Annotated in this window: 22 protein-coding genes and 1 pseudogene; 14 read left to right on the top strand and 9 right to left on the bottom strand. The window is 70.3% G+C overall.

Annotation, left to right across the window (positions count from 1 at the left end):
• Positions 1 to 270 precede the first annotated feature (270 nt).
• Positions 271 to 1,680, top strand: a complete 1,410-nt coding sequence (gene radA, locus H8R17_RS17820; protein ID WP_187824193.1) for a DNA repair protein RadA — start codon at positions 271 to 273, stop codon at positions 1,678 to 1,680.
• 81 nt (positions 1,681 to 1,761) lie between these two features.
• Entirely contained in the window at positions 1,762 to 2,886 is a 1,125-nt protein-coding gene (disA, locus tag H8R17_RS17825) for a DNA integrity scanning diadenylate cyclase DisA (protein WP_187824194.1), read from the top strand.
• Between the two features lie 270 nt (positions 2,887 to 3,156).
• Here disA and H8R17_RS17830 read toward each other — a convergent pair whose 3' ends face one another.
• Positions 3,157 to 3,990: a hypothetical protein gene (locus H8R17_RS17830; RefSeq protein ID WP_187824195.1), complete on the bottom strand. Its 834-nt coding sequence runs from the start codon at positions 3,988 to 3,990 to the stop codon at positions 3,157 to 3,159.
• A 175-nt stretch (positions 3,991 to 4,165) separates the two neighbouring features.
• Here H8R17_RS17830 and H8R17_RS46885 point away from each other — a divergent pair.
• The 6 genes and pseudogenes from H8R17_RS46885 to cseC form a co-directional block, all read left to right on the top strand.
• Positions 4,166 to 4,479: pseudogene (locus H8R17_RS46885) on the top strand (hypothetical protein); the annotation flags it as partial.
• 359 nt (positions 4,480 to 4,838) lie between these two features.
• On the top strand, positions 4,839 to 5,777 hold the full coding sequence (locus tag H8R17_RS17835; protein ID WP_187824196.1) for an A/G-specific adenine glycosylase: 939 nt from the start codon (positions 4,839 to 4,841) through the stop codon (positions 5,775 to 5,777).
• 308 nt (positions 5,778 to 6,085) lie between these two features.
• Positions 6,086 to 6,625: a SigE family RNA polymerase sigma factor gene (locus H8R17_RS17840; protein WP_187824197.1), complete on the top strand. Its 540-nt coding sequence runs from the start codon at positions 6,086 to 6,088 to the stop codon at positions 6,623 to 6,625.
• Positions 6,613 to 7,272, top strand: a complete 660-nt coding sequence (locus H8R17_RS17845; protein WP_187824198.1) for a hypothetical protein — start codon at positions 6,613 to 6,615, stop codon at positions 7,270 to 7,272. The genes H8R17_RS17840 and H8R17_RS17845 overlap by 13 nt, the downstream gene beginning before the upstream one ends.
• Positions 7,273 to 7,358: 86 nt before the next feature.
• The gene (cseB, locus tag H8R17_RS17850; protein WP_187824199.1) at positions 7,359 to 8,060 is read left to right on the top strand and encodes a two-component system response regulator CseB; all 702 of its coding nucleotides are present in this window, start codon (positions 7,359 to 7,361) and stop codon (positions 8,058 to 8,060) included.
• Between the two features lie 8 nt (positions 8,061 to 8,068).
• The gene (cseC, locus tag H8R17_RS17855) at positions 8,069 to 9,412 is read left to right on the top strand and encodes a two-component system sensor histidine kinase CseC (protein ID WP_187824200.1); all 1,344 of its coding nucleotides are present in this window, start codon (positions 8,069 to 8,071) and stop codon (positions 9,410 to 9,412) included.
• A 96-nt stretch (positions 9,413 to 9,508) separates the two neighbouring features.
• Here the strand turns inward: cseC and H8R17_RS17860 are convergent, their stop codons facing one another.
• Complete coding sequence (locus H8R17_RS17860) at positions 9,509 to 11,098, bottom strand: MDR family MFS transporter (protein ID WP_187824201.1); 1,590 nt, start codon at positions 11,096 to 11,098, stop codon at positions 9,509 to 9,511.
• Positions 11,099 to 11,222: 124 nt separating this feature from the next.
• Here H8R17_RS17860 and H8R17_RS17865 point away from each other — a divergent pair, with 124 nt between their 5' ends.
• Positions 11,223 to 11,831: a TetR/AcrR family transcriptional regulator gene (locus H8R17_RS17865; protein ID WP_187824270.1), complete on the top strand. Its 609-nt coding sequence runs from the start codon at positions 11,223 to 11,225 to the stop codon at positions 11,829 to 11,831.
• A gap of 26 nt (positions 11,832 to 11,857) precedes the next feature.
• Here H8R17_RS17865 and H8R17_RS17870 read toward each other — a convergent pair whose 3' ends face one another.
• On the bottom strand, positions 11,858 to 12,505 hold the full coding sequence (locus tag H8R17_RS17870) for a M23 family metallopeptidase (protein ID WP_187824202.1): 648 nt from the start codon (positions 12,503 to 12,505) through the stop codon (positions 11,858 to 11,860).
• 679 nt (positions 12,506 to 13,184) lie between these two features.
• Between H8R17_RS17870 and H8R17_RS49265 the strand changes: the two genes are divergently transcribed.
• The 4 genes from H8R17_RS49265 (at position 13,185) to H8R17_RS17880 (ending at position 14,943) form a co-directional block, all read left to right on the top strand.
• Positions 13,185 to 13,370, top strand: a complete 186-nt coding sequence (locus H8R17_RS49265) for a hypothetical protein (protein ID WP_399476869.1) — start codon at positions 13,185 to 13,187, stop codon at positions 13,368 to 13,370.
• A gap of 69 nt (positions 13,371 to 13,439) precedes the next feature.
• A complete protein-coding gene (locus H8R17_RS49270) occupies positions 13,440 to 13,754 on the top strand; it encodes a hypothetical protein (RefSeq protein ID WP_399476870.1) in 315 nt (104 codons plus the stop codon).
• Between the two features lie 100 nt (positions 13,755 to 13,854).
• A complete protein-coding gene (locus H8R17_RS49275) occupies positions 13,855 to 14,121 on the top strand; it encodes a hypothetical protein (protein WP_399476872.1) in 267 nt (88 codons plus the stop codon).
• A gap of 189 nt (positions 14,122 to 14,310) precedes the next feature.
• Positions 14,311 to 14,943 carry an HAD family acid phosphatase gene (locus H8R17_RS17880; protein ID WP_187824203.1) on the top strand — a complete coding sequence of 211 codons (633 nt, stop codon included), beginning with the start codon at positions 14,311 to 14,313 and terminating at the stop codon, positions 14,941 to 14,943.
• 65 nt (positions 14,944 to 15,008) lie between these two features.
• Here the strand turns inward: H8R17_RS17880 and H8R17_RS17885 are convergent, their stop codons facing one another.
• The gene (locus H8R17_RS17885; RefSeq protein WP_187824204.1) at positions 15,009 to 17,534 is read right to left on the bottom strand and encodes an ATP-dependent Clp protease ATP-binding subunit; all 2,526 of its coding nucleotides are present in this window, start codon (positions 17,532 to 17,534) and stop codon (positions 15,009 to 15,011) included.
• 429 nt (positions 17,535 to 17,963) lie between these two features.
• Between H8R17_RS17885 and H8R17_RS17890 the strand changes: the two genes are divergently transcribed.
• Positions 17,964 to 18,656: an SCO3374 family protein gene (locus tag H8R17_RS17890; protein ID WP_187824271.1), complete on the top strand. Its 693-nt coding sequence runs from the start codon at positions 17,964 to 17,966 to the stop codon at positions 18,654 to 18,656.
• 178 nt (positions 18,657 to 18,834) lie between these two features.
• On the opposite strand, the gene H8R17_RS17895 is transcribed toward H8R17_RS17890, so the two are convergent.
• The 5 genes from H8R17_RS17895 to H8R17_RS45720 all read right to left on the bottom strand — a co-directional run bounded on the left by H8R17_RS17895 (position 18,835) and on the right by H8R17_RS45720 (position 21,581).
• Entirely contained in the window at positions 18,835 to 19,170 is a 336-nt protein-coding gene (locus H8R17_RS17895; protein WP_187824205.1) for an Lsr2 family protein, read from the bottom strand.
• Between the two features lie 259 nt (positions 19,171 to 19,429).
• On the bottom strand, positions 19,430 to 19,963 hold the full coding sequence (locus H8R17_RS17900; protein ID WP_187824206.1) for an amino-acid N-acetyltransferase: 534 nt from the start codon (positions 19,961 to 19,963) through the stop codon (positions 19,430 to 19,432).
• A 9-nt stretch (positions 19,964 to 19,972) separates the two neighbouring features.
• Complete coding sequence (locus H8R17_RS17905; protein ID WP_399476893.1) at positions 19,973 to 20,404, bottom strand: BlaI/MecI/CopY family transcriptional regulator; 432 nt, start codon at positions 20,402 to 20,404, stop codon at positions 19,973 to 19,975.
• Between the two features lie 177 nt (positions 20,405 to 20,581).
• Positions 20,582 to 20,770 (bottom strand): hypothetical protein, encoded by a 189-nt coding sequence (locus H8R17_RS17910; protein ID WP_187824272.1) that lies wholly within the window; start codon positions 20,768 to 20,770, stop codon positions 20,582 to 20,584.
• An 85-nt stretch (positions 20,771 to 20,855) separates the two neighbouring features.
• Positions 20,856 to 21,581 (bottom strand): hypothetical protein, encoded by a 726-nt coding sequence (locus H8R17_RS45720; protein WP_262505324.1) that lies wholly within the window; start codon positions 21,579 to 21,581, stop codon positions 20,856 to 20,858.
• Positions 21,582 to 21,996 lie beyond the last annotated feature (415 nt).

Below are 21,996 nucleotides of genomic sequence, written 5' to 3' on the forward strand. Positions count from 1 at the left end.
CGATCCCTCATAAAGGGACAGCAACCCCTTGTTCCGCGCGGAGCGCGCAGCACAGCACCGGGGGCGGCACTTCTGACGCCGGTCCTGCTGCCCAACTCAGGCGCACCCCTCGACGCCGGATCGGTCGTCCAGCTCAGCCCGTCCGGCACTTGAGGACGAGGCCGTACAGGCCGGAGCGGGGGTCCGGGGGCGTCAGAGCCCTCGGGACGGGACGGGTAGGGCGGCGGGGGCGAATCCGCGTTGTCAGTGGCGGAGGCTACGGTTTCGTCCATGGCTGCCCGTACGAAGACCGCCAAGGAGCGCCCGTCCTACCGCTGCACCGAGTGCGGTTGGCAGACGGCCAAGTGGCTCGGCCGCTGCCCCGAATGCCAGGCCTGGGGCACGGTCGAGGAGTACGGCGCGCCCGCGGTCCGTACGACGACACCGGGCCGCGTCACGACCTCCGCGCTGCCCATCGGCCAGGTCGACGGCCGCCAGGCCACCGCCCGCCCCACCGGCGTACCCGAACTGGACCGCGTGCTCGGCGGCGGCCTCGTCCCCGGCGCGGTCGTCCTCGTCGCGGGCGAACCCGGCGTCGGAAAGTCCACGCTCCTCCTCGACGTCGCCGCCAAGTCGGCCAGCGACGAACACCGCACGCTGTACGTGACGGGAGAGGAGTCGGCCAGCCAGGTCCGGCTGCGGGCCGACCGGATCAAGGCCATCGACGATCACCTGTACCTCGCCGCCGAGACCGACCTGGCCGCCGTGCTCGGGCACTTGGACGCGGTCAAGCCCTCCCTCCTGATCATGGACTCCGTGCAGACCGTCGCCTCCCCCGAGATCGACGGCGCCCCCGGCGGCATGGCACAGGTGCGGGAGGTCGCCGGGGCCCTCATCCGCGCCTCCAAGGAACGCGGCATGTCCACGCTCCTCGTGGGCCACGTCACCAAGGACGGCGCGATCGCCGGACCACGGCTCCTCGAACACCTCGTGGACGTGGTGCTGCACTTCGAGGGCGACCGCCACGCCCGCCTGAGGCTCGTACGGGGCGTCAAGAACCGCTACGGCACCACCGACGAGGTCGGCTGCTTCGAACTGCACGACGAGGGCATCACCGGCCTGGCCGACCCCAGCGGCCTGTTCCTGACCCGCCGCGCCGAACCGGTCCCCGGCACCTGCCTGACCGTCACCCTCGAGGGCCGCCGCCCCCTGGTCGCCGAGGTCCAGGCCCTGACCGTCGACTCGCAGATTCCCTCCCCCCGCCGCACCACCTCCGGCCTGGAGACCTCCCGGGTCTCGATGATGCTCGCGGTGCTGGAACAGCGCGGCCGGATCAGCGCTTTGGGCAAACGGGACATTTACTCCGCAACGGTCGGCGGTGTGAAGCTCTCCGAACCGGCCGCCGACCTCGCCATCGCCCTCGCGCTCGCCTCTGCCGCGAGCGACACCCCGCTGCCGAAGAATCTCGTGGCGATCGGCGAGGTCGGCCTCGCGGGCGAGGTCAGACGGGTGACCGGCGTCCAGCGCAGGCTCACCGAGGCGCACCGCCTGGGCTTCACGCACGCCCTCGTGCCGAACGATCCCGGGAAGATCCCTCCGGGTATGAAGGTGCTGGAAGTGGCCGACATGGGGGACGCTCTCCGGGTCCTTCCGCGCTCGCGTCGCCGAGAGGCCCCACGGGACGAGGAGGACCGCCGGTAGACTTTGCCCTGGTCTCGCCCGTCCGTACGAACCGAGTGTGCGACACGGGAGCGCCCCAGAACCTGCGACCGGAGGAGTGCAGTGGCAGCCAACGACCGGGGAGCAGCTCCCGGAAAGTACGGTGGGAGTGCCGGTGCCGATGGCCTGATGCGTGCCTCACTGAGCGCGGTGGCGCCCGGCACAGCCCTGCGAGACGGTCTGGAACGGGTGCTGCGCGGCAACACCGGCGGACTTATCCTGCTCGGCTCCGACAAGACCGTCGAGGCGATGTGCACCGGCGGCTTCGTCCTGGACGTCGAGTTCACCGCGACCCGGCTGCGGGAGCTGTGCAAGCTGGACGGCGGCATCGTGCTCTCCTCCGACCTGTCGAAGATCCTCCGGGCGGGCGTGCAGTTGCTCCCGGACCCGACGATCCCGACCGAGGAGACGGGCACCCGTCACCGCACGGCGGACCGCGTCTCGAAGCAGGTCGGCTTCCCGGTCGTCTCCGTCTCCCAGTCGATGCGGCTGATCGCCCTGTACGTCGACGGTCAGCGCCGTGTCCTGGAGGACTCGGCGGCGATCCTCTCCCGCGCGAACCAGGCGCTCGCCACGCTGGAGCGGTACAAGCTGCGCCTCGACGAGGTCGCCGGCACGCTGTCGGCGCTGGAGATCGAGGACCTGGTGACCGTCCGGGACGTCTCGGCGGTCGCCCAGCGCCTGGAGATGGTGCGCCGTATCGCCACGGAGATCGCCGAGTACGTCGTCGAGCTGGGCACCGACGGGCGCCTGCTGGCCCTCCAGCTGGACGAGCTGATCGCGGGCGTGGAGCCCGAGCGCGAGCTGGTCGTCCGGGACTACGTGCCCGAGCCGACGGCCAAACGTTCGCGCACGGTCGAAGAGGCCCTGGCCGAACTCGACGCGCTCACCCACGCGGAGCTCCTGGAACTCCCGACAGTGGCCCGCGCCTTGGGTTACACCGGCTCGCCCGAGACCCTGGACTCGGCGGTCTCCCCCCGCGGCTTCCGCCTCCTCGCCAAGGTCCCCCGGCTCCCCGGCGCCATCATCGACCGCCTGGTCGAGCACTTCGGCGGCCTGCAGAAACTCCTCGCCGCCAGCGTCGACGACCTCCAGACGGTGGACGGCGTGGGCGAGGCCCGCGCGCGGAGCGTACGGGAGGGCCTGTCGAGGCTGGCGGAGTCGTCGATCCTGGAGCGCTACGTCTGACCGCGAGCCGCAAGCGGTTGAGGGTGACCGATGGTCGGTGCGGGGTGACTGCGTCGGCCGGGCCGTGTCTGCCGGGAGCCCGGCGTTGGGGCTGGCCGGGGGTGGGTTTCGCTTGCCCGCGCCGGCGGGGTGCCTCCCCCACGCTCGAACGAGCTCGCGCGGGGGCACCCCCATCGCCCACCCGCGCCGCCCTGGCACCCCGTAAGCGCCGGGCTGCGCACCCAGCCCCCGGCCCACACCAGCCGACGGTCACCGGCAAACCGGCGCCAGCTAATCCGCATCCAGCACGAACGACGTCTGCACCTTCGCAAAGCCCGGAGCCTTCGCCTCCACCAGATACGTCCCCGCCCCGGCGGACCCCGCCGGAGGCGTCTCGCACTGGGGAGCGCTCGGCCGGCGGTCCCACTTCACGGTGTACGTGATCCCGCTACCGCCGGGCACCCGGAACCACTGACTCGCCGCCGCCCGGGGACAGTCCGCCGACGACCAGTACGCGTCGTCACCGCTCGCCGGCGTGATCGTCAGCACCGCGTTCTTCGGCCCGAGATCGACCTTGCAGTCGCTGGCCGAGGTGTTCCGCGCGGTCAGCTGGAAGGTCGGCGTCTGCTCGGGGTGGTACGTGTTCCGCACACTGCGCAGGCTGAACTTCACCACGCTGGCTGTGCAGTTGGGCAGCGTGGACCCGGCCGGCAACGTGTCCCCCGCGCCGACACCACCCGCCGCACCGCCCTCGGAGCCGCCACCCGCGGAACCACCCGCACCACCGGCCCCGGCACCAACCCCGGCACCATCCCCGGATCCAGCCCCGGATCCGCCACCAGCACCCGACGACGACCCGCCGGAACCCGAACCGTTCCCCGACTCATCCCGTCCGCCCGGCGCCTGACTGATCGCCGGTCCCGAACTCGACGGACCGGGAGTGATCGAGGCCGTGGGATTCCGGCCGTTGGCACCGTCCTGCCGTTCGTTCCTGTCGCCGCCGCCCGACGTGACGATCCATGTGATCAGCAGCGCCAACAGGGCGATCACAGACAGCAGTACGGCCCTCCGTCGCCAGTAGATGGAGGAGGGAAGCGGCCCGACCGGATTGCGCAGAGATCCCACGGCGCAAACCTTACGAGAGATCGGCGCGTTCACTGGCCCCACCCGCCGCGCAGAACCACAACTTTTCCGGATCATCATCCCGGAAACCCACCTGTCACCCCCGCCTTTCGTCAGGTGCGGCACCGGACGATCGCAGGATGTGACGGCAGCAGTCGGCCGCCTACGGTCCGTGAACATGGACTTCGAGGACACCGAGCTCTACCGCGACATCACCGGCTTCGCCCATGACACCCCAACGTGGGTACAGCACGCGGCCGAGACATGGACGGAGGCCGGACTGCTGCTGTTCACGGCGCTGTTCGTCGCCGCCTGGTGGCGAGCGCGCCGCCATAACCCCGCGCATTCGCGATCGCGGCCCTTGCACCTTTGGCCACGACTGTGGCGTACGTGTGCGGCGAGCTGCTCAAGTCCGGTGTCGCGGAGGAGCGTCCGTACCGGGCGGTCGTCGACGCGGCCCCGTCCCTCATGGCCTGCCCGCCGCACGGCGACTGCCAGCGGGGCCGCGGCTCGTTCAGCCCGATCCGGTCGGCCACGAAGCCGGCACTGCGAGGCCCGCCCAGCCGAGGGCGCCCCTGCCGAGCGGGCCGAGCCGGAGAAGACGACCTTCCATCCCGCCGACGCTACAAGCAGCCGACGGGGCGGCACTGCTGCCGATCGTCAGGTAGCGCACCTTCTCGGTGCCGGCCGGTGAAATCCCAGCCCGTCCGGCGTTCGAGGGCGAGGCCGCGAGGCCGATGGGGGTCTGGGGGCGCAGCCCCCAGGACAGCAACCCCCGAACAACCCGCACCCGAAAACGCGGCCCCACGTACCCGGTCGGCCCCCCGACCCATGGCAGGATCGGTAGCGCCATGACTGCGCCCACAAAGCCCCCGCACAGCACCGTCACCGCCCCCCGGTCCGAGGAACCCCCCGTCGGTCGGCCGCTGCACGGCCCCGTCATCACCTGGTTCGACGCCAACGCCCGCAACCTGCCGTGGCGGAGCCCGGACGCCGGCGCGTGGGGCGTGATGATCAGCGAGTTCATGCTCCAGCAGACGCCGGTCAACCGCGTCCTGCCCGTCTACGAACAGTGGCTGGCCCGCTGGCCGCGCCCCGCCGACCTCGCCAAGGAGGCCCCCGGCGAGGCCGTCCGCGCCTGGGGCCGGCTCGGCTACCCGCGCCGCGCGCTGCGCCTGCACGGCGCCGCCGTCGCCATAACGGAACGGCACGGCGGCGACGTACCGTCCGACCACGCCCAACTGCTCGCCCTGCCCGGTATCGGCGAGTACACGGCCGCCGCGGTCGCCTCCTTCGCCTACGGCCAGCGGCACCCCGTGCTGGACACCAACGTCCGCCGGGTCTTCGCGCGCGCGGTCACCGGCGTGCAGTACCCGCCGAACGCCACCACCGCCGCCGAGCGCAGGCTGGCCCGCGCGCTGCTGCCGGAGGACGAGCGGACCGCCGCCCGCTGGGCCGCCGCCTCGATGGAGCTGGGCGCGCTGGTGTGCACGGCGAAGAACGAGTCCTGCCAGCGCTGCCCGATCGCCGCGCAGTGCGCCTGGCGGCTGGCGGGCAAGCCGGAGCACGCGGGTCCGCCGCGCCGCGGCCAGACGTACGCCGGTACCGACCGCCAGGTGCGCGGGCGGCTGCTCGCCGTCCTGCGCGAGGCCCACGCGCCGGTCCCGCAGGCGGCCCTGGACCGCGTGTGGCACGAGCCGGTGCAGCGGGCGCGAGCCCTGGACGGCCTGGTCGCGGACGGTTTGGTGGAACCGCTGCCGGGCGGGCTGTACCGGCTGCCCCTGACATGAGGTCAGCCGGCCGACCCGACGTACAGGCAGATCACAGGCGCACAGGCTGTGTCACAGCCGTCTGACAGCCGCCCCCACCTGCCAAATCACCCATAGCGGCATCAAAGAGCCTCCTCCTTTACCCCGCTCCTACGGCTGTTACACAACCGACGGACAGCCGAGCGCTTCCCGCAGGCTGCTTCGCACCGCGCCGTGACAACCCGTCCGTAACTTCTTTCCCATGCCCGGCAAGGCACGGGACGACAACGGACACAGGCAGTGGGACCGGCGGTACGAACCGCCGGAACGGGGATCAGGAGGCGGTCACCATGGCGCAGGGCGAGGTGCTCGAGTTCGAGGAGTACGTCCGCACCCGGCAGGATGCGCTGCTGCGCAGCGCGCGTCGGCTGGTCCCGGACCCCGTCGACGCCCAGGACCTGCTCCAGACGGCGCTGGCCCGGACGTACGGCCGCTGGGACGGCATCGCGGACAAGCGGCTGGCGGACGCCTACCTGCGCCGGGTGATGATCAACACGCGCACCGAGTGGTGGCGGGCCCGCAAGCTGGAGGAGGTGCCGACCGAGCAGCTCCCGGACGCCTGCGTGGACGACGCCACCGAGCAGCACGCGGACCGCGCCCTGCTGATGGACGTGATGAAGGTGCTCGCCCCGAAACAGCGCAGCGTGGTCGTGCTGCGACACTGGGAGCAGATGTCCACGGAGGAGACGGCCGCCGCCCTCGGCATGTCGACGGGCACGGTCAAGAGCACGCTGCACCGGGCGCTCGCCCGGCTCCGGGAGGAGCTGGAGGCCCGCGATCTGGACGCACGCGCGCTGGAGCGTGAGGAGCGGGAGCGGTGCGCGGCCTGACCGGCGGGGAGTCCGATCGATCCGATCGGAACCGGGAGCCCCTCCAGGCGGCGATCACGGCGGCGGCCGGGTTCGCCGCCCTCGGCCTTTTCCTCGCCTCCTGCGGGGCCGGCGGCACCGGTGCCCGTGACGAGGGCCCGGCGCACTCCGACTCGGCGGCGGGTGCCGCCGCCTCGCCGGCCGCGAGCCCGTCCAGGACGCCGGACGGCGTGAACGCGGTCAAGCTCGTCAAGGACGACCCCTCGGTCTCCGCGGAGGTCAAGCATGAGCTGAAGCCGTGCGTCGCCGACGAGTACCCCGTCGACGTGTCGTACGGCAACCTCACCGGCGGTCCGGACGACGACGTCGTGGTCAACGTGCTGACCTGTGGCGACGCGGTGGGAGTCGGTTCGTACGTGTATCGCGAGGAGCGCGGGAGGTACGAGAATGTGTTCAAGGCCGAGGAGCCTCCGGTCTATGCCGAGATAGATCGCGGCGACCTCGTGGTGACCAAGCAGGTGTACGAGAAGGGCGACCCGGTGTCGAGTCCGTCCGGCGAGAACGTGATCACGTACCGCTGGACCTCGGGCAGGTTCACCGAGAAGTACCGCACGCACAACGACTACGGCAAGGTCGCCGACGCCCCGTCGCCGGTCCCGTCCGGCTGACGCCGCGGATCGCGCACCGCCTCGCGGACAGAAGACATTCGAAGGCATGTTGTCGATGGCACGCTACGAGAACTGAGAGCACCCGGATGGCAGAGCAGACCCATGTCCTGTTCGTCGAGGACGACGACGTCATCCGCGAGGCCACCCAGCTCGCGCTGGAGCGGGACGGCTTCGTGGTCACCGCCATGCCCGACGGACTGTCGGGACTGGAGGCGTTCCGGGCGAACCGCCCCCACATCGCGCTGCTGGACGTGATGGTCCCCGGCCTCGACGGCGTCAGCCTGTGCCGCCGGATCCGCGACGAGTCCACCGTGCCGGTGATCATGCTGTCGGCGCGCGCGGACTCCATCGACGTGGTCCTGGGCCTGGAGGCGGGCGCCGACGACTATGTGACCAAGCCGTTCGACGGTGCCGTGCTGGTCGCCCGGATCCGCGCGGTGCTGCGCCGGTTCGGGCACGCGGGCGGCGCGCAGGCGGAGGAGCGCGATACCTCGGCCACCGCGGGAGTGCTGGCCTTCGGCGACCTGGAGGTCGACACCGAGGGCATGGAGGTGCGCCGGGCCGGGCAGCCGGTGGCGCTCACGCCGACCGAGATGCGGCTGCTGCTGGAGTTCTCCTCCGCGCCGGGCACGGTGCTGTCCCGCGACAAGCTGCTCGAACGGGTCTGGGACTACGGCTGGGGCGGGGACACCCGCGTGGTCGACGTCCATGTGCAGCGGCTGCGGCAGAAGATCGGCCAGGACCGGATCGAGACGGTCCGCGGCTTCGGCTACAAGTTGAAGGCCTGAGCAGCGGTATGCGGGGGTACTTTCGGCGCCTGGCCGCCACGCACCCGGGGCGCGCGAGCATCCGTACGGGCCTGAAGTGGAAGCTGAGCGCGGCGATCGCGCTGGTCGGCGCGCTGGTGGCGATCGTGCTGAGCCTGGTCGTGCACAACGCGGCACGGGTGTCGATGCTGGACAACGCGCGCGATCTCGCCGACGAGCGCATCATGATCGCCCAGCGCAACTACGAGCTGTCCGGGCGGCTGAACTTCCCGAACACCAAACTCGACGACCCGGACCTGCCGGCGGCGCTGCGGGACAAGGTGGAGGAGGGCCGGCGGGCGACGTACGTGGCCGACCGGCCGGACCGGGCGCCGGACATATGGGCCGCCGTGCCGCTGAAGAACGGGCACGTGATGTCCCTGCACTCCGGGTTCACCGACCGCAGTTCGGACATCCTCAAGGACCTCGACCAGGCCCTGGTGATCGGCTCGATCGCGGTCGTTCTCGGCGGCAGCGCGCTCGGCGTGCTCATCGGCGGGCAGCTGTCGCGCCGGCTGCGCAAGGCCGCCGCCGCGGCTCACGAGGTCGCGGGCGGCAAGGCGGACGTGCGGGTGCGGGACGCCATCGGCGGGCTCGTCCAGGACGAGACCGACGACCTGGCCCGCGCCGTGGACGCGATGGCGGACACGCTCCAGCAGCGCCTGGAGGCCGAGCGCCGGGTCACCGCCGACATCGCGCACGAGCTGCGCACTCCGGTGACCGGGCTGCTGACGGCCGCCGAGCTGCTGCCGCCGGGCCGCCCTACGGAGCTGGTGCTGGACCGGGCGAAGGCCATGCGCACGCTGGTCGAGGACGTGCTGGAGGTGGCCAGGCTGGACGGCGCCTCGGAGCGGGCCGAGCTGCAGGACATCATGCTGGGCGAGTTCGTCGCCCGGCGGGTGGCCGCCAAGGACCCGGACATCGAGGTGCGCGTGGTGCACGAGTCGGAGGTCACGACCGACCCGCGGCGCCTGGAGCGGGTGCTGTTCAACCTGCTCGCCAACGCCGCGCGGCACGGCAAGCCGCCCATCGAGGTCACCGTCGAGGGCCGGGTCATCCGGGTCCGCGACCACGGGCCCGGCTTCCCGGAGGACCTGCTCGCGGACGGCCCGAGCCGTTTCCGCACCGGCCGCAGCGACCGCTCCGGCGCGGGCCACGGCCTCGGGCTGACCATCGCGGCCGGTCAGGCCCGGGTGCTGGGCGCCCGGCTGACCTTCCGCAACGTACGGCCGATGGGCGCGCCGGAGCACATACCGGCCGAGGGCGCGGTCGCGGTGCTGTGGCTGCCGGAGCACGCGCCGACGAACACGGGGAGTTATCCGATGCTGCCGTAGTGACGCGGCGGCGGCTCAGGGGTCCTTGCGCTATGCCCGCCCGGGTTCGCGTGGGCATCGCGCAAGGACCGCACTGACAACGGGGGTCCGCTGGGGTCAGACCGCCTCGGCCACCGGCGCCTGCGCCGCCGTACCGTCCGTCGTGTCGTCCGTCTTCGGCCCCGCCCCCTTCAGCGGGACCTCCTTCACGAACACGGCCGCCGCCAGCGCGATCACCGTGACCACGGCGCCCAGCAGGAACGCCCCGTGCGACCCCGCCGACACCGCGTGCTGGTACGCCTCCCGCGCCGCCGCCGGCAGCTTCGCCAGGCTCGCCGCGTCCAGCTGCGCGGACTGCTCGGTCACCTTGGAGCCCAGCGCACCGGCCCGCTCGGCCATGACGTCCTGGACCCGGTTGTTGAACAGGGCGCCCATGATCGCGACGCCGAAGGAGGCCCCGAGCGTGCGGAAGAGAGTGGCGGACGAGGACGCCACGCCCATGTCCTTCATCTCCACGCTGTTCTGCGCGACCAGCAGGGTGATCTGCATCAGGCAGCCCATGCCGAGGCCGAGCACGGCCATGAACACGCCGGACGTGAGTCGGCTCGTCCCGGTGTCCATCGTCGACAGCAGGTACAGCCCCACGATCATCAGCGCACCACCGAGGATCGGGAAGATCTTGTACCGGCCGGTGCTCGTGATCAACCGTCCGGAGATCACCGAGGTGACGAGCATCGCGCCGAGCATCGGCAGGAGCAGCAGCCCGGAGTTGGTCGCGGACGCGCCCTGCACGGACTGCTGGTACAGCGGCAGGAAGAGCGTGGCGCCGAACATCACGAAGCCGACGATGAAGCCGATCACGGACATCAGCGTGAAGTTCCGGCTGCGGAAGATGTGCAGCGGCAGGACAGGCTCGGTGGCCCGGGTCTGCCAGAACACGAACCCGACCAGCGAGGCGACACCGATACCGATCAGCTCCATGATCCGCGCGGAGGTCCAGGCGTACTCCGTGCCGCCCCAGGTGGTCACCAGCACGATCGCGGTGACGCCGAGGGTCAGCAGGACGACGCCGGGGTAGTCGATGCCCGCCTTGGCCCGCTTCTTCGGCAGGTGCAGTACGGCGCCGACGGCGGCCAGCGCGACCGCGCCGAGCGGCAGGTTGATGTAGAAGGCCCAGCGCCAGCCCAAGTTGTCGGTGATGGTGCCGCCGACCAGCGGACCGGCGATCATCGCGATCGCCATCACCCCGGCCATCATGCCCGTGTACTTGCCGCGCTCCCGCGGCGGGATCAGATCACCGATGATCGCCATGACGCCGACCATGAGACCGCCGGCGCCCAGACCCTGGATCGCGCGGAAGCCGATGAGCTGCCCCATGTCCTGGGCCATGCCGCTGAGCGCGGAGCCGGCGAGGAAGAGCACGATCGACGTCATGAACGTGCCCTTGCGGCCGTACATGTCACCGAGCTTGCCCCAGACGGGGGTCGCCGCGGCAGTCGCGAGCGTGTAGGCGGTCACCACCCACGACAGGTGCTCCAGGCCGCCCAGCTCGCCCACGATCGTCGGCATCGCCGTACCGATGATCATGTTGTCGAGCATCGCGAGCATCATCGCGATCATCAGCGCGAGCAGGACGACCCGCACACTCCTGGGCCGTTTGCCCGCCTCCGCTTCGGCTTCGGCTTCGGCCGTCTGCATGTCCGCCATCGCTCCCACTCCCCCACTCCCGGGACACTTACTTGCCGCCCGGCTAGTTCTGTACCGTGAGAACGTAGACTTCTAACTAGCCGGGCGTCAAGTAAGTTTTTCGGAAAGCGCGATGAGTACAAGGATGGGCGGCACCATGGACGGCACCAGGCAGCGGCGCCGCGGGGACACCCGCCAGCGCATCCAGGACGTGGCCCTCGACCTCTTCGCCGAGCAGGGCTACGAGAAGACATCCCTGCGCGAGATCTCCGAGCGCCTCGAGGTCACCAAGGCGGCGCTCTACTACCACTTCAGGACCAAGGAAGAGATCCTGGTCAGCGTCTTCGAGGACCTGACCCGGCCCATAGCGGAGCTGATCGAGTGGGGTAGGCAGCAGCCGCACACCCTGGAGACGAAGCAGGAGATCGTGCGCCGCTACAGCGAGACCCTGAAGGGCGCGTCCCCGCTGTTCCGGTTCATGCAGGAGAACCAGGCCACGGTGCGGGAGCTGCGCATCGGCGAGATGTTCAAGAACCGCATGCTCGGCCTGCGGGACATCCTGGTCGACCCGGACGCCGAGCTGGTGGACCAGGTCCGCTGCCTCAGCGCGATGTTCACGCTGCACGCCGGGATGCATGTCATGCAGGACCTCGACGGCGACCCCGAGGACAAGCGCAGGGCTGTCCTCGAGGTCGCCACGGACCTGGTCACGCAGGCCCACGAGAGTGCGGGGCGCACCAGGCAGGCACCCTGAGCTGCCGCAGAGAGCCACGAGGTGGCTCAGAGGTGCACGCCCTTGGCGCGCAGGAACTTGACCGGGTCGACGGCCGAGCCGTAGTTCGGGGTCGTACGGATCTCGAAGTGCAGGTGCGGGCCGCTGGAGTTGCCGGTGTTGCCGGAGCGGGCGATGTGCTGACCGGTCTTGACGATCTGGCCGACCCGCACGTCGATCCGCGACAGGTGGGCGTACTGCGAGTACGTGCCGTTGCCGTGCTTGATCACGATAGCGTTGCCGTACGCGGGACCGTCACCGGCGCCGTTGCCGCCGGCCTTGACGACCTTGCCGCCGTGCGTGGCGACGACGTTGGTGCCGCTCGGCACCGCGAAGTCCTGCCCGCTGTGGGTGGACTGCCACATGCCGCCGTTCTGGTTGAAGCGCGCGGTGAGCGTGTAGCGCTTCACCGGGTCGACCCAGGAGGCGGCCTTCTTCGCCTTGGCGGCCTTCGCCTTCGCGACAGCCTTCGCCTTAGCCGCCTGCGCGGCCTGCGCATGGACGGCACTGGCGGCACCGGAGGCCGCCGTCGTGTCGGCGGCGACCGCGACCCCGGCTCCCAGCACGGTGGAGACTCCGAGTCCGGCGGCCAGCACGGCGGCGCGGGCGCGAAGCGGGGACGTACGGGAAGAACGGGACATGACGCGCTGGAACATCGAAACCTCATGGGGACGGGGACAGAAAAACACCCGGCGCACAGCCAGTCGCCGGATGGGCCACACCTTGGTAACCCACGCCCCAACAAACCCCCAAAAACGTGATCTACGACGGAAATTAGTACATCTAGCCAAAGTCCCCAGACCCTTGACACAGCCACGATTCGGTGCGAATCGGGCCAGTATGGCCCATTTACCTGCCACTCCCGGGGGTAAAAGTCCTTTTTGCCCGATAAGGTCTTCCACTATTCCCGCTAGTAACGGACAAATCACCTGTGCGGCATGTCACCGGTCAACCGGAGGGAAAGGCTCCGGAATGTGACGTGGACTACGCTGAGCTCATCCGTACGAGACGCATCCGTACGACGACCGGGGAGGACACGGGTTGGCTCCGGCAGTGCTCGGCACCAGGCTCGCGTCCGGACGAGGACGGTGAGGAGACCGGCCCGGGCGGGATACGTCTCGCCTCCGCCGCCACCGCGCTGCCCGCCGAACAGGCCCTGGCCGACCACGACCTGGTGCTGCTGCGCGGGGTCGCGGAGTCCGGCAAGACCACGCTGTGCAGTGGCTCGCGGTCACGGCGACCCGGGCGAGCACGGCGACCGCGTCCCGTTCGTGCTGCAGCTGCGCACCCTCGTCCGCCGCCCCGGCGGGCTCCCGGCCCCGGACGCCTTCCTGGATGGACGCCGTACGCGTCCCCTTCCACGCCACCCAGCCGCCCGACTGGGCGGACCGGGTGCTCAGCGCCCGGCGCGGGCTGCTGCTCGTCGACGGCATCGACGAGATCCCGCAGCGGAGCGCGAGCGCACCCGCCGCTGGCTGGGCGAGCTGCTGGAGGTCTACCCCGGCAATCAGTGGCTGGTGACCTCCCGCCCCTCCGCCGCACGGGAGGACTGGCTGGCCCCGGACGGCTTCACGGAGCTCGCTCACGCCCATGGGACAGGCCGACGCGGCCGCCTTCATCGCCCGCTGGCACACGGCCGCCCGCAGCGACGCGCCCGACCCGGACCGCCTCGACACCTACGAACGCTCCCTGCTCGACGCCGTCGGGACCAAGCCCGACCTGGGCCGGCTCGCCACCAACCCGCTGATGTGCGGGCTGATCTGCGCCCTGCACCGCGACCGGCGCGGCTATCTCCCGCACGGCCGGCAGGAGTTGTACGACGCCGCCCTGTCGATGCTGCTGGCGCGGCGGGACGACCAGCGGGACATGTTCCCGCAGGGCGACGGGGCCGGGACATCCGGCTGACCGAACTTCCCCCAGATCCAGCTGCTGCCTGGCGTACTGACTGATCCGCAACAACCAGTCCGAGCTGGACCGCGAGCGCGCCGAGCGGATCGTCGCCGACGTGCTGCCCGCGCTGCCGGCCGCAGCGGCGCAGGGGGACGCCGGGCAGATCCTGCGCCACCTCGTCGTCCGCAGCGGTCTGCTGCGCGAACCCGGCGCCGGAACCGTCGAGTTCGTGCACCGCACCTTCCAGGACCATCTCGGCGCCAAGACCGCGGTGGAGGACGGCGACTTCGGGCTGCTGGTGCGGGGCGCCGCGGACACGCAGTGGGCGGACGTGGTTTTCCGGGCCTGCACACGATCACTGTCGCCCCCGCCCCAGACGTGACCGACATACCGGATGAGGTCCTCGCACCGCTCCCGGTCGCCCCAACCATCAAGCGGTTGCGCAGCGTTGTGTGACGCACGTCTCTGGCCGACTAATGTTCGGTAACCTTACGGTTCCTCTCGCGCCACTCTCGTACACGAACATGCACACGACATGTTGGCAGCGTCACTGACGTGAGAGGACCCCCACATGAGAAGCCGACGTGCCTGGTCACGCCGCCTTTCGGTGACCGCCGTCTCGGCGGCCGCCCTCGTCGCCCTGGCCGCACCCGCCGACGCGGCGACGCCCACCGGCACCACCGCGGCCACCGCGGCGACCGCCGCCGACGATGTCGACTACGACACCTGGCAGAAGGACTGCCGGGCCGTCATGGACCAGGCCCTGCCCTACCTGAAGCAGCGGATCGCCGACACCAGGCCGGGCGAGAAGCAGGCCATCGTCTTCGACATCGACAACACCACCCTGGAGACCGACTTCGGCTTCAGTTATCCGTCGCCGGCCAACAAGCCGGTCCTGGAGGCCGCCAAGTACGCCCAGGACCACGGCGTCGCCCTGTTCTTCGTCACCGCCCGCCCCGGCATCATCTACTCGGCGACCGAGTACAACCTCAAGCAGGTCGGCTACAAGGTCGCCGGGCTTCACGTGCGCAGCTTCGGCGACCTGTTCCGGGACGTGGCCGAGTACAAGACCGCCCAGCGCGCCGCCATCGAGTCCAAGGGCTACACGATCATCGCGAACATCGGCAACAGCCCCACCGACCTGTCGGGCGGCCACGCCGAGAAGACGTTCAAGCTGCCAGACTACGACGGCAAGCTGTCGTAACCCCGTACGCATGCGAAAGGGGCCGGTGCTCGAAAGCACCGGCCCCTCTCACGTGACCGTGAGGCCTACGCCTCCTTGCTCAGGTTCGGCCCGGCACCGCCGGCCGCCTGCTCGATCGGCGGGACGTCCGGCAGGGCCGCCTTCTCCTCACCGCGGAAGGTGAAGGTCTTGGTCTCGCCCTCACCCTCGGTGTCCACGACCACGATGTGGCCGGGGCGCAGCTCGCCGAAGAGGATCTTCTCGGAGAGGGAGTCCTCGATCTCGCGCTGGATGGTGCGGCGCAGCGGCCGCGCACCGAGCACGGGGTCGTAGCCCTTCTTCGCGAGCAGCTCCTTGGCGGACTGGGAGAGCTCGATGCCCATGTCCCGGTCCTTCAGGCGCTCGTCCACCTTGCCGATCATCAGGTCGACGATCCGCAGGATGTCGCCCTGGGTCAGCTGCGGGAAGACGACCACGTCGTCGACGCGGTTGAGGAACTCGGGCCGGAAGTGCTGCTTGAGCTCGTCCGACACCTTGTTCTTCATGCGCTCGTAGTTGGACTTCGAGTCACCCGAGGCCGCGAAGCCCAGGTTGAAGCCCTTGGAGATGTCCCGGGTGCCGAGGTTGGTCGTCATGATGATGACCGTGTTCTTGAAGTCCACGACCCGGCCCTGGGAGTCGGTCAGGCGACCGTCCTCCAGGATCTGCAGCAGCGAGTTGAAGATGTCCGCGTGGGCCTTCTCGACCTCGTCGAAGAGGACGACCGAGAACGGCTTGCGGCGCACCTTCTCGGTCAGCTGACCGCCCTCCTCGTAGCCCACGTAGCCGGGGGGCGAACCGAAGAGACGCGAGACCGTGTGCTTCTCGCTGAACTCCGACATGTCGAGGGAGATCAGCGCGTCCTCGTCACCGAACAGGAACTCGGCCAGCGCCTTGGACAGCTCGGTCTTACCCACACCGGACGGGCCGGCGAAGATGAACGAACCACCCGGACGCTTCGGGTCCTTGAGCCCTGCGCGCGTACGGCGGATCGCCTTCGACAGCGCCTTTACGGCGTCGTCCTGGCCGATGACCCGCTTGTGCAGCTCCTCCTCCATGCGGAGCAGGCGGCTGGACTCCTCCTCGGTCAGCTTGAAGACCGGGATGCCGGTGGCCGTGGCGAGGACCTCGGCGATCAGCTCGCCGTCGACCTCGGCGACGACGTCCATGTCGCCGGCCTTCCACTCCTTCTCCCGCTTGGCCTTGGCGGCCAGGAGCTGCTTCTCCTTGTCGCGCAGGGAGGCGGCCTTCTCGAAGTCCTGCGAGTCGATCGCGGATTCCTTGTCCCGGCGGACACCGGCGATCTTCTCGTCGAACTCGCGCAGGTCCGGCGGCGCGGTCATCCGGCGGATGCGCATCCTCGAGCCGGCCTCGTCGATCAGGTCGATCGCCTTGTCCGGCAGGAAGCGGTCCGAGATGTACCGGTCGGCCAGCGTGGCGGCCTGGACCAGTGCCTCGTCCGTGATGGAGACGCGGTGGTGCGCCTCGTACCGGTCGCGCAGGCCCTTGAGGATCTCGATCGTGTGCGGCAGGGACGGCTCGGCGACCTGGATCGGCTGGAAGCGGCGCTCCAGGGCCGCGTCCTTCTCCAGGTGCTTGCGGTACTCGTCCAGCGTGGTCGCACCGATGGTCTGCAGCTCGCCGCGGGCCAGCATCGGCTTGAGGATGCTCGCCGCGTCGATGGCGCCCTCGGCGGCACCCGCACCGACCAGCGTGTGCAGCTCGTCGATGAACAGGATGATGTCGCCGCGGGTGCGGATCTCCTTGAGCACCTTCTTCAGGCGCTCCTCGAAGTCACCGCGGTAGCGGGAGCCGGCGACCAGCGCGCCGAGGTCCAGCGTGTAGAGGTGCTTGTCCTTGAGCGTCTCGGGCACCTCGCCCTTGACGATGGCCTGCGCGAGGCCCTCGACGACGGCCGTCTTGCCGACGCCGGGCTCACCGATCAGCACCGGGTTGTTCTTCGTACGGCGGGACAGCACCTGCATGACCCGCTCGATCTCCTTCTCGCGCCCGATGACCGGGTCGAGCTTGGACTCACGAGCGGCCTGGGTGAGGTTCCGGCCGAACTGGTCGAGGACCAGGGACGTCGAGGGGGTGCCCTCGGCAGGCCCGCCCGCGGTGGCGGTCTCCTTGCCCTGGTAACCGGAGAGCAGCTGGATGACCTGCTGCCGCACCCGGTTGAGGTCTGCGCCCAGCTTGACCAGGACCTGGGCGGCGACGCCCTCGCCCTCGCGGATCAGGCCGAGCAGGATGTGCTCCGTGCCGATGTAGTTGTGGCCCAGCTGAAGGGCCTCGCGGAGCGACAGCTCCAGGACCTTCTTGGCACGGGGGGTGAAGGGGATGTGACCCGACGGGGCCTGCTGGCCCTGACCGATGATCTCCTCCACCTGCTGGCGGACCGCCTCAAGCGAAATGCCGAGGCTCTCCAGGGCCTTTGCGGCGACACCCTCACCCTCGTGGATCAGGCCCAGGAGGATGTGCTCAGTGCCGATGTAGTTGTGGTTGAGCATCCGGGCTTCTTCCTGAGCCAGGACGACAACCCGCCGCGCGCGGTCGGTGAACCTCTCGAACATCGTTAATCGCTCCTCAGAGCGGTCAGGCAGTGGGGGGAACTTCCCCTCCCTGTCCTTCCGCAGCTTAGTCCCGCAAGCGGGGACCGCTCATTCCAACTGCCGACACCATCGTTGGCCTCCTGACCCTGTGCGCCGACATCTGCTCCAACCCGATGGTGCGAGACGATGTTCCCGCAGGCCAGACACTTACCCCAGTCGCCAGTACGCCGATGGCGAACGCGAGACGGCCTTTCCTGCGTGTCGCCCCCTCCCACTAGGGATGTCTTACCCGCTCGCACTGACAGTCCATGCCGCGCGCCCCCGTTCCCTCCGCTACGGGCGAACAACCTTGCGCCTCGCCGCACCCCCGCACGCCCCCTCTTTTCGACACTCTGCGCGTTCGCAAGAACACTCAGCGTAACCTGTGCGCTTGTGACGGTTGCACTTGGCATGGTCGGCGCCCTTCCCGCAGTCACCGCTGTCCCGCTTCCCCCGCCCCGGCGGCCACTCGACCCGGGCGACGGCATTCCGTACGACGGGTCCGCGAGCGATCGGGTCAGGGGCTGGTACGAGAACGAACTGGGGTGGCCGACGGAGCCCGGGGAGCCGGTACGGCTTCGCGTGGGCGTGCGCTTCGACGTCCTGGACGTGCCGGCCGAGGCGGGCGTTGCCGCGCTCGGGCGGCTGTCGCCGGGCTCTCCGGTGGCCGTGCGGGGGGACCGGATGCGGCTGCTGGTGGCCGCGGGCAGCGCCGAGGAGCTGCCCGGGCTGCTGGAGTGGCTGGAGTGGGGTGCGCTGGCGCTCGATCTCACGGTGATCGGCGCGGGCGGCCTCATGGACGCGCCCGAGCCCCCGGGACGCGGCCCGGCCGCCGTCGTACGGCCGCTGCCCGCGCGGCCGGTACCGATCGCCGTGGGGACCGTGGGCCGGTGCGATGCGCAGGGGGCGGCCGTGTGGCTGCGAGCTCCCGAGCCGGGGTGCGAGCTCGAGGCCTCGCTGCCGACGCTGTCGGCCCTGGGAGGCGGTGGGGTCGCCCCCGATCTCGTACGGCTGGTCGACACGGTGGCAGCACAGTGTCACCGGGTCCGGTTGCGGCGCGCGTGCGCCCGGCCGCCGGCTCTCTCGCGGACCTCGCGCGCGTGAGCCCCCCGTTGGCGGGCGCCGTCCGCCCGGGCATGCTGCCCGTCGGCCCGGCGTCCACGGGCCCCGCGCCCGCGGGCCTCCTGACCGAAGGCCCGTGCGCGTGCACGCGGCCGCTCGACCGGCCGCCGGTCCTGCCGGCCTCTGCGTTCGGCCGTGGACCTGTTCTCGTGCCTCGTGATCAGGCGTTGGCCTTCTCGTAGGCCTCGCGGATGGACGCGGGGACGCGGCCGCGGTCGTTGACCTCGTAGCCGTTCTCCTTCGCCCACGCGCGGATGGCCGCGGTGTCCTGGCTGCCGCCCGAAGAGGCGCGCGCCTTTCCGCGCCCGCCCGAAGCACGGCCTCCGGTTCGACGACCGCCCTTCACGTAAGGCTCAAGAAGGCTGCGGAGCTTGTCCGCATTGGCGGTCGTGAGATCGATCTCGTACGTCTTGCCGTCCAACGCGAACGTCACGGTCTCGTCTGCCTCGCCGCCGTCGAGGTCGTCGACAAGAAGGACCTGAACCTTCTGTGCCACCGGATTTCCTTTCCATCGATAACGTGAGGACCGGGGGTGTCCGGCGTCCGCCGTATCGCCGTCCCCTGTTATATGCAGTACTGCAGTACGTCGGAAAGCAAACCGCTTTTGCCGGAAAAACACAAACCCTCGCCGGAGACCGACCGCCCGCCCCGCCCGGAAACATGCGCGTTTCGGACATAGGGAACCGGGGCAAGGGGTCGCCGCGCGGAATATGTCGTGACGTACCTTGCCGGGCGGCCTTGACCGCGGCCGTCGATCACAGATGCAGAAGCATCCGGCTGTTGCCCAAGGTGTTCGGTTTCACTCGTTCGAGTCCGAGGAACTCCGCGACGCCCTCGTCATAGGAACGCAGCAGCTCGGCGTACACATCGGTGTCGACCGGAGTCTCACCGATCTCCACGAAGCCGTGCTTGCCGAAGAAGTCCACTTCGAAGGTCAGACAGAAAACGCGCCGAACGCCGAGCCAGCGCGCGGTCTCCAGCAACTTCTCCAGCAACTGATGGCCGACCCCGGCGCCCTTCAGTCCCGGCTTGACGGCGAGAGTGCGCACTTCCGCGAGGTCTTCCCACATCACGTGCAGGGCGCCGCAGCCGACCACCTCGGGGGTGTCGTACCGTTCCGCGACCCAGAACTCCTGGATGTCCTCGTAAAGCGTGACGGTCGCTTTGTCGAGCAGGATGCCGCCGCGGACGTAGGCGTCAAGGAGGTGGCGCACGGCCGGGACATCGCTGGTGCGGGCCCGTCGGACGGTGATGGCTTTTGCGGTGGCTTCCGGGCTCTCTGCTGACATGAGCGGACGCTATCGCCCGCCGCCGCCCTGCGCCGAGCCGGGGTTCTCCTGGACTGTATGCGGGTGTTGCGCTGCCGTATGCGGGTCTTCGGATGCCGTATCGGGTTCGTGGGTTTCCGGGCCTTGGGCGATGCGGATGGCATCCCGCAGGGCCTGACGCTGTTCGTCGCTCATCATGCCGAAGAAGGCGACGAGAGCCGCGGCGGGGTTGTCGCTCTGCGACCACGCCTCGTTCATCAGGGCGGCGGCGTAGGCGGCGCGGGTGGTGACCGCCTCATATCGATAGGCCCGGCCTTCCGCTTCGCGGCGCACCCAGCCCTTCTGATGGAGATTGTCCAAAACGGTCATCACCGTGGTGTAGGCGATGGACCGTTCCTGCTGGAGATCTTCCAGGACTTCTCGAACGGTCACCGGGCGGTTCCACTTCCACACCCGCGTCATGACCGCGTCTTCGAGTTCTCCCAATGGGCGAGGCACACCTCAGCACAATAGTGGGAGATCAGGGCATTGACGCGACGGACGTGCACATTCAGTGACGAATGAGGAGAAAAGGGGCGTGCGGGTCAGGCGGGACTCGACGTCGCGTGGTCGGCACAGCTCGGGCTTGTGGCCCGTGACTCAGACGTCGGTCTTCGTGGACGTCGCGGAGGACTGCCGGGCGCCCTCCGCGCGCGCGATGGCGGCGTCCACGGCCGCGTCCTCCTTGGCCTTGTTGGCACCGCCCTGGGTCTTCACGATCACCCTGATCACGCCGATGAAGAACACGGCCATGACGACCGGGGGCAGGAGCGCGGAGACATAGTCCATGCGTCCAGAGTAGCCACGGGGCGCTGCGCGGCTGGGAGCCGGGTCGGAGGGCGCGGCTGGGGGTCTTTGGGTGGGGCTCGGTGGGTCAGCCTGCGGCGAGTCGCTGTTCCTGGGGGTTGGCGGGGGGTGGGGTCGGTTTGCGGCGGGGGAAGACCTCGCCCGGGGTGGGGATCGGACGGGTGGGCTTCGGGGTGGCCGGTGAGGGTTTGGGTGCGGCGGGACGGGCGGGGGCCGGTTTCTCGGTGGGCTTCCTCTCGGGCCTCTTCTCGGGCCTCTTCTCGGGTTCCTTGGCGGATTCCTGGTCGGCTGCCGTGGAGAGCGGCCCGGAGAGGCCCTCGGAGAGGCCCCCTGGGAGGGCCAGGAGGCGGGTACGGGACGCGGGGACGGCCGTGCGGGGCGTCGGGACGGGGGAGGTGGCCGGACGGGGCATGGGGGCCGTACAGCCGGCGAGACGGGTGCGCACGTCCTGCTCGGCGAGGGTCTGGCAGCGGTACAGGAGGGCGGCCGCGGTGGGGTTGCCGCGCAGGGCCCGGAGGGCGGCGAGGTCGTCGGGGTTCGGGCGGTATCCGGCGGCCAGGGCCTCCTCCAGGAGCGTGAGGTAGCCGGCTGCGGTGCCGGGGAGGGCGTCGCGGTAGCGGGCGAGGTCGGCCACGAGGAAGGCGCGCAGCCTGGCCCCCTCCCGCGTCGCCTCGTCCAGCGACTCGGCGAGGCGGAGGCAGTCCTGGACGTCCTCGGCCGAGGCGGAGGTGGGATGGAGGGCGAGGGCGAGAGCGCGGCGGAGCACACGCAGCTCCTCCACGCCGAACGCCATGCCGCCGCGGGATCCGTATGGCGTGGGCATGCGGCGACGATACGCGCTAATCAGACAAACGAGGCACTAAGCGAGGGGCGTGGCGTGAGCGAGCCACTCGGGCGGGGGTGCGGGTGCACGGGGTTGCCGTGTGGGGTGCGAGGTGCCTGTACGGCCGGTGAGTGAGTGCGGGTTTGTGTTGTATGCCTGCGGCGGCCTGCGCGGGTGGGGTGGGGGTTCGCGTAGCGCCTACGGCGCGGTGGGTGGGTCGGGGCCGCGCCAGGGGGGTGTCCGTCCTCGGTCCGGCGATGTGGTGGGCTACAGGGGTGGTCGTGTGTTGACGCCGGCCGCTGCAGGCGGACACTCCCCGACCCGTCCCCTTCCCGCCGTCGGCGACTGCGGCCCGTCGTAGCTGCGTGCAGGCGTGCCTCCCCCA

Source organism: Streptomyces sp. TRM68367, from assembly GCF_014495685.1.
Taxonomy (GTDB): Bacteria; Actinomycetota; Actinomycetes; order Streptomycetales; family Streptomycetaceae; genus Streptomyces.

Coding starts and splice junctions, on each gene's coding strand:
- radA (WP_187824193.1), top strand. CDS start 271: ATGGCTGCCCGTACGAAGACCGCCAAGGAGCGCCCGTCCTACCGCTGC.
- H8R17_RS17835 (WP_187824196.1), top strand. CDS start 4,839: ATGACTGCGCCCACAAAGCCCCCGCACAGCACCGTCACCGCCCCCCGG.
- H8R17_RS17840 (WP_187824197.1), top strand. CDS start 6,086: ATGGCGCAGGGCGAGGTGCTCGAGTTCGAGGAGTACGTCCGCACCCGG.
- cseB (WP_187824199.1), top strand. CDS start 7,359: ATGGCAGAGCAGACCCATGTCCTGTTCGTCGAGGACGACGACGTCATC.
- cseC (WP_187824200.1), top strand. CDS start 8,069: ATGCGGGGGTACTTTCGGCGCCTGGCCGCCACGCACCCGGGGCGCGCG.
- H8R17_RS17860 (WP_187824201.1), bottom strand. CDS start 11,098: ATGGCGGACATGCAGACGGCCGAAGCCGAAGCCGAAGCGGAGGCGGGC.
- H8R17_RS17865 (WP_187824270.1), top strand. CDS start 11,223: ATGGGCGGCACCATGGACGGCACCAGGCAGCGGCGCCGCGGGGACACC.
- H8R17_RS17870 (WP_187824202.1), bottom strand. CDS start 12,505: ATGTTCCAGCGCGTCATGTCCCGTTCTTCCCGTACGTCCCCGCTTCGC.
- H8R17_RS49265 (WP_399476869.1), top strand. CDS start 13,185: ATGGACGCCGTACGCGTCCCCTTCCACGCCACCCAGCCGCCCGACTGG.
- H8R17_RS49270 (WP_399476870.1), top strand. CDS start 13,440: ATGGGACAGGCCGACGCGGCCGCCTTCATCGCCCGCTGGCACACGGCC.
- H8R17_RS17880 (WP_187824203.1), top strand. CDS start 14,311: ATGAGAAGCCGACGTGCCTGGTCACGCCGCCTTTCGGTGACCGCCGTC.
- H8R17_RS17885 (WP_187824204.1), bottom strand. CDS start 17,534: ATGTTCGAGAGGTTCACCGACCGCGCGCGGCGGGTTGTCGTCCTGGCT.
- H8R17_RS17890 (WP_187824271.1), top strand. CDS start 17,964: ATGGTCGGCGCCCTTCCCGCAGTCACCGCTGTCCCGCTTCCCCCGCCC.
- H8R17_RS17900 (WP_187824206.1), bottom strand. CDS start 19,963: ATGTCAGCAGAGAGCCCGGAAGCCACCGCAAAAGCCATCACCGTCCGA.
- H8R17_RS17905 (WP_399476893.1), bottom strand. CDS start 20,404: ATGACGCGGGTGTGGAAGTGGAACCGCCCGGTGACCGTTCGAGAAGTC.
- H8R17_RS17910 (WP_187824272.1), bottom strand. CDS start 20,770: ATGGACTATGTCTCCGCGCTCCTGCCCCCGGTCGTCATGGCCGTGTTC.
- H8R17_RS45720 (WP_262505324.1), bottom strand. CDS start 21,581: ATGGCGTTCGGCGTGGAGGAGCTGCGTGTGCTCCGCCGCGCTCTCGCC.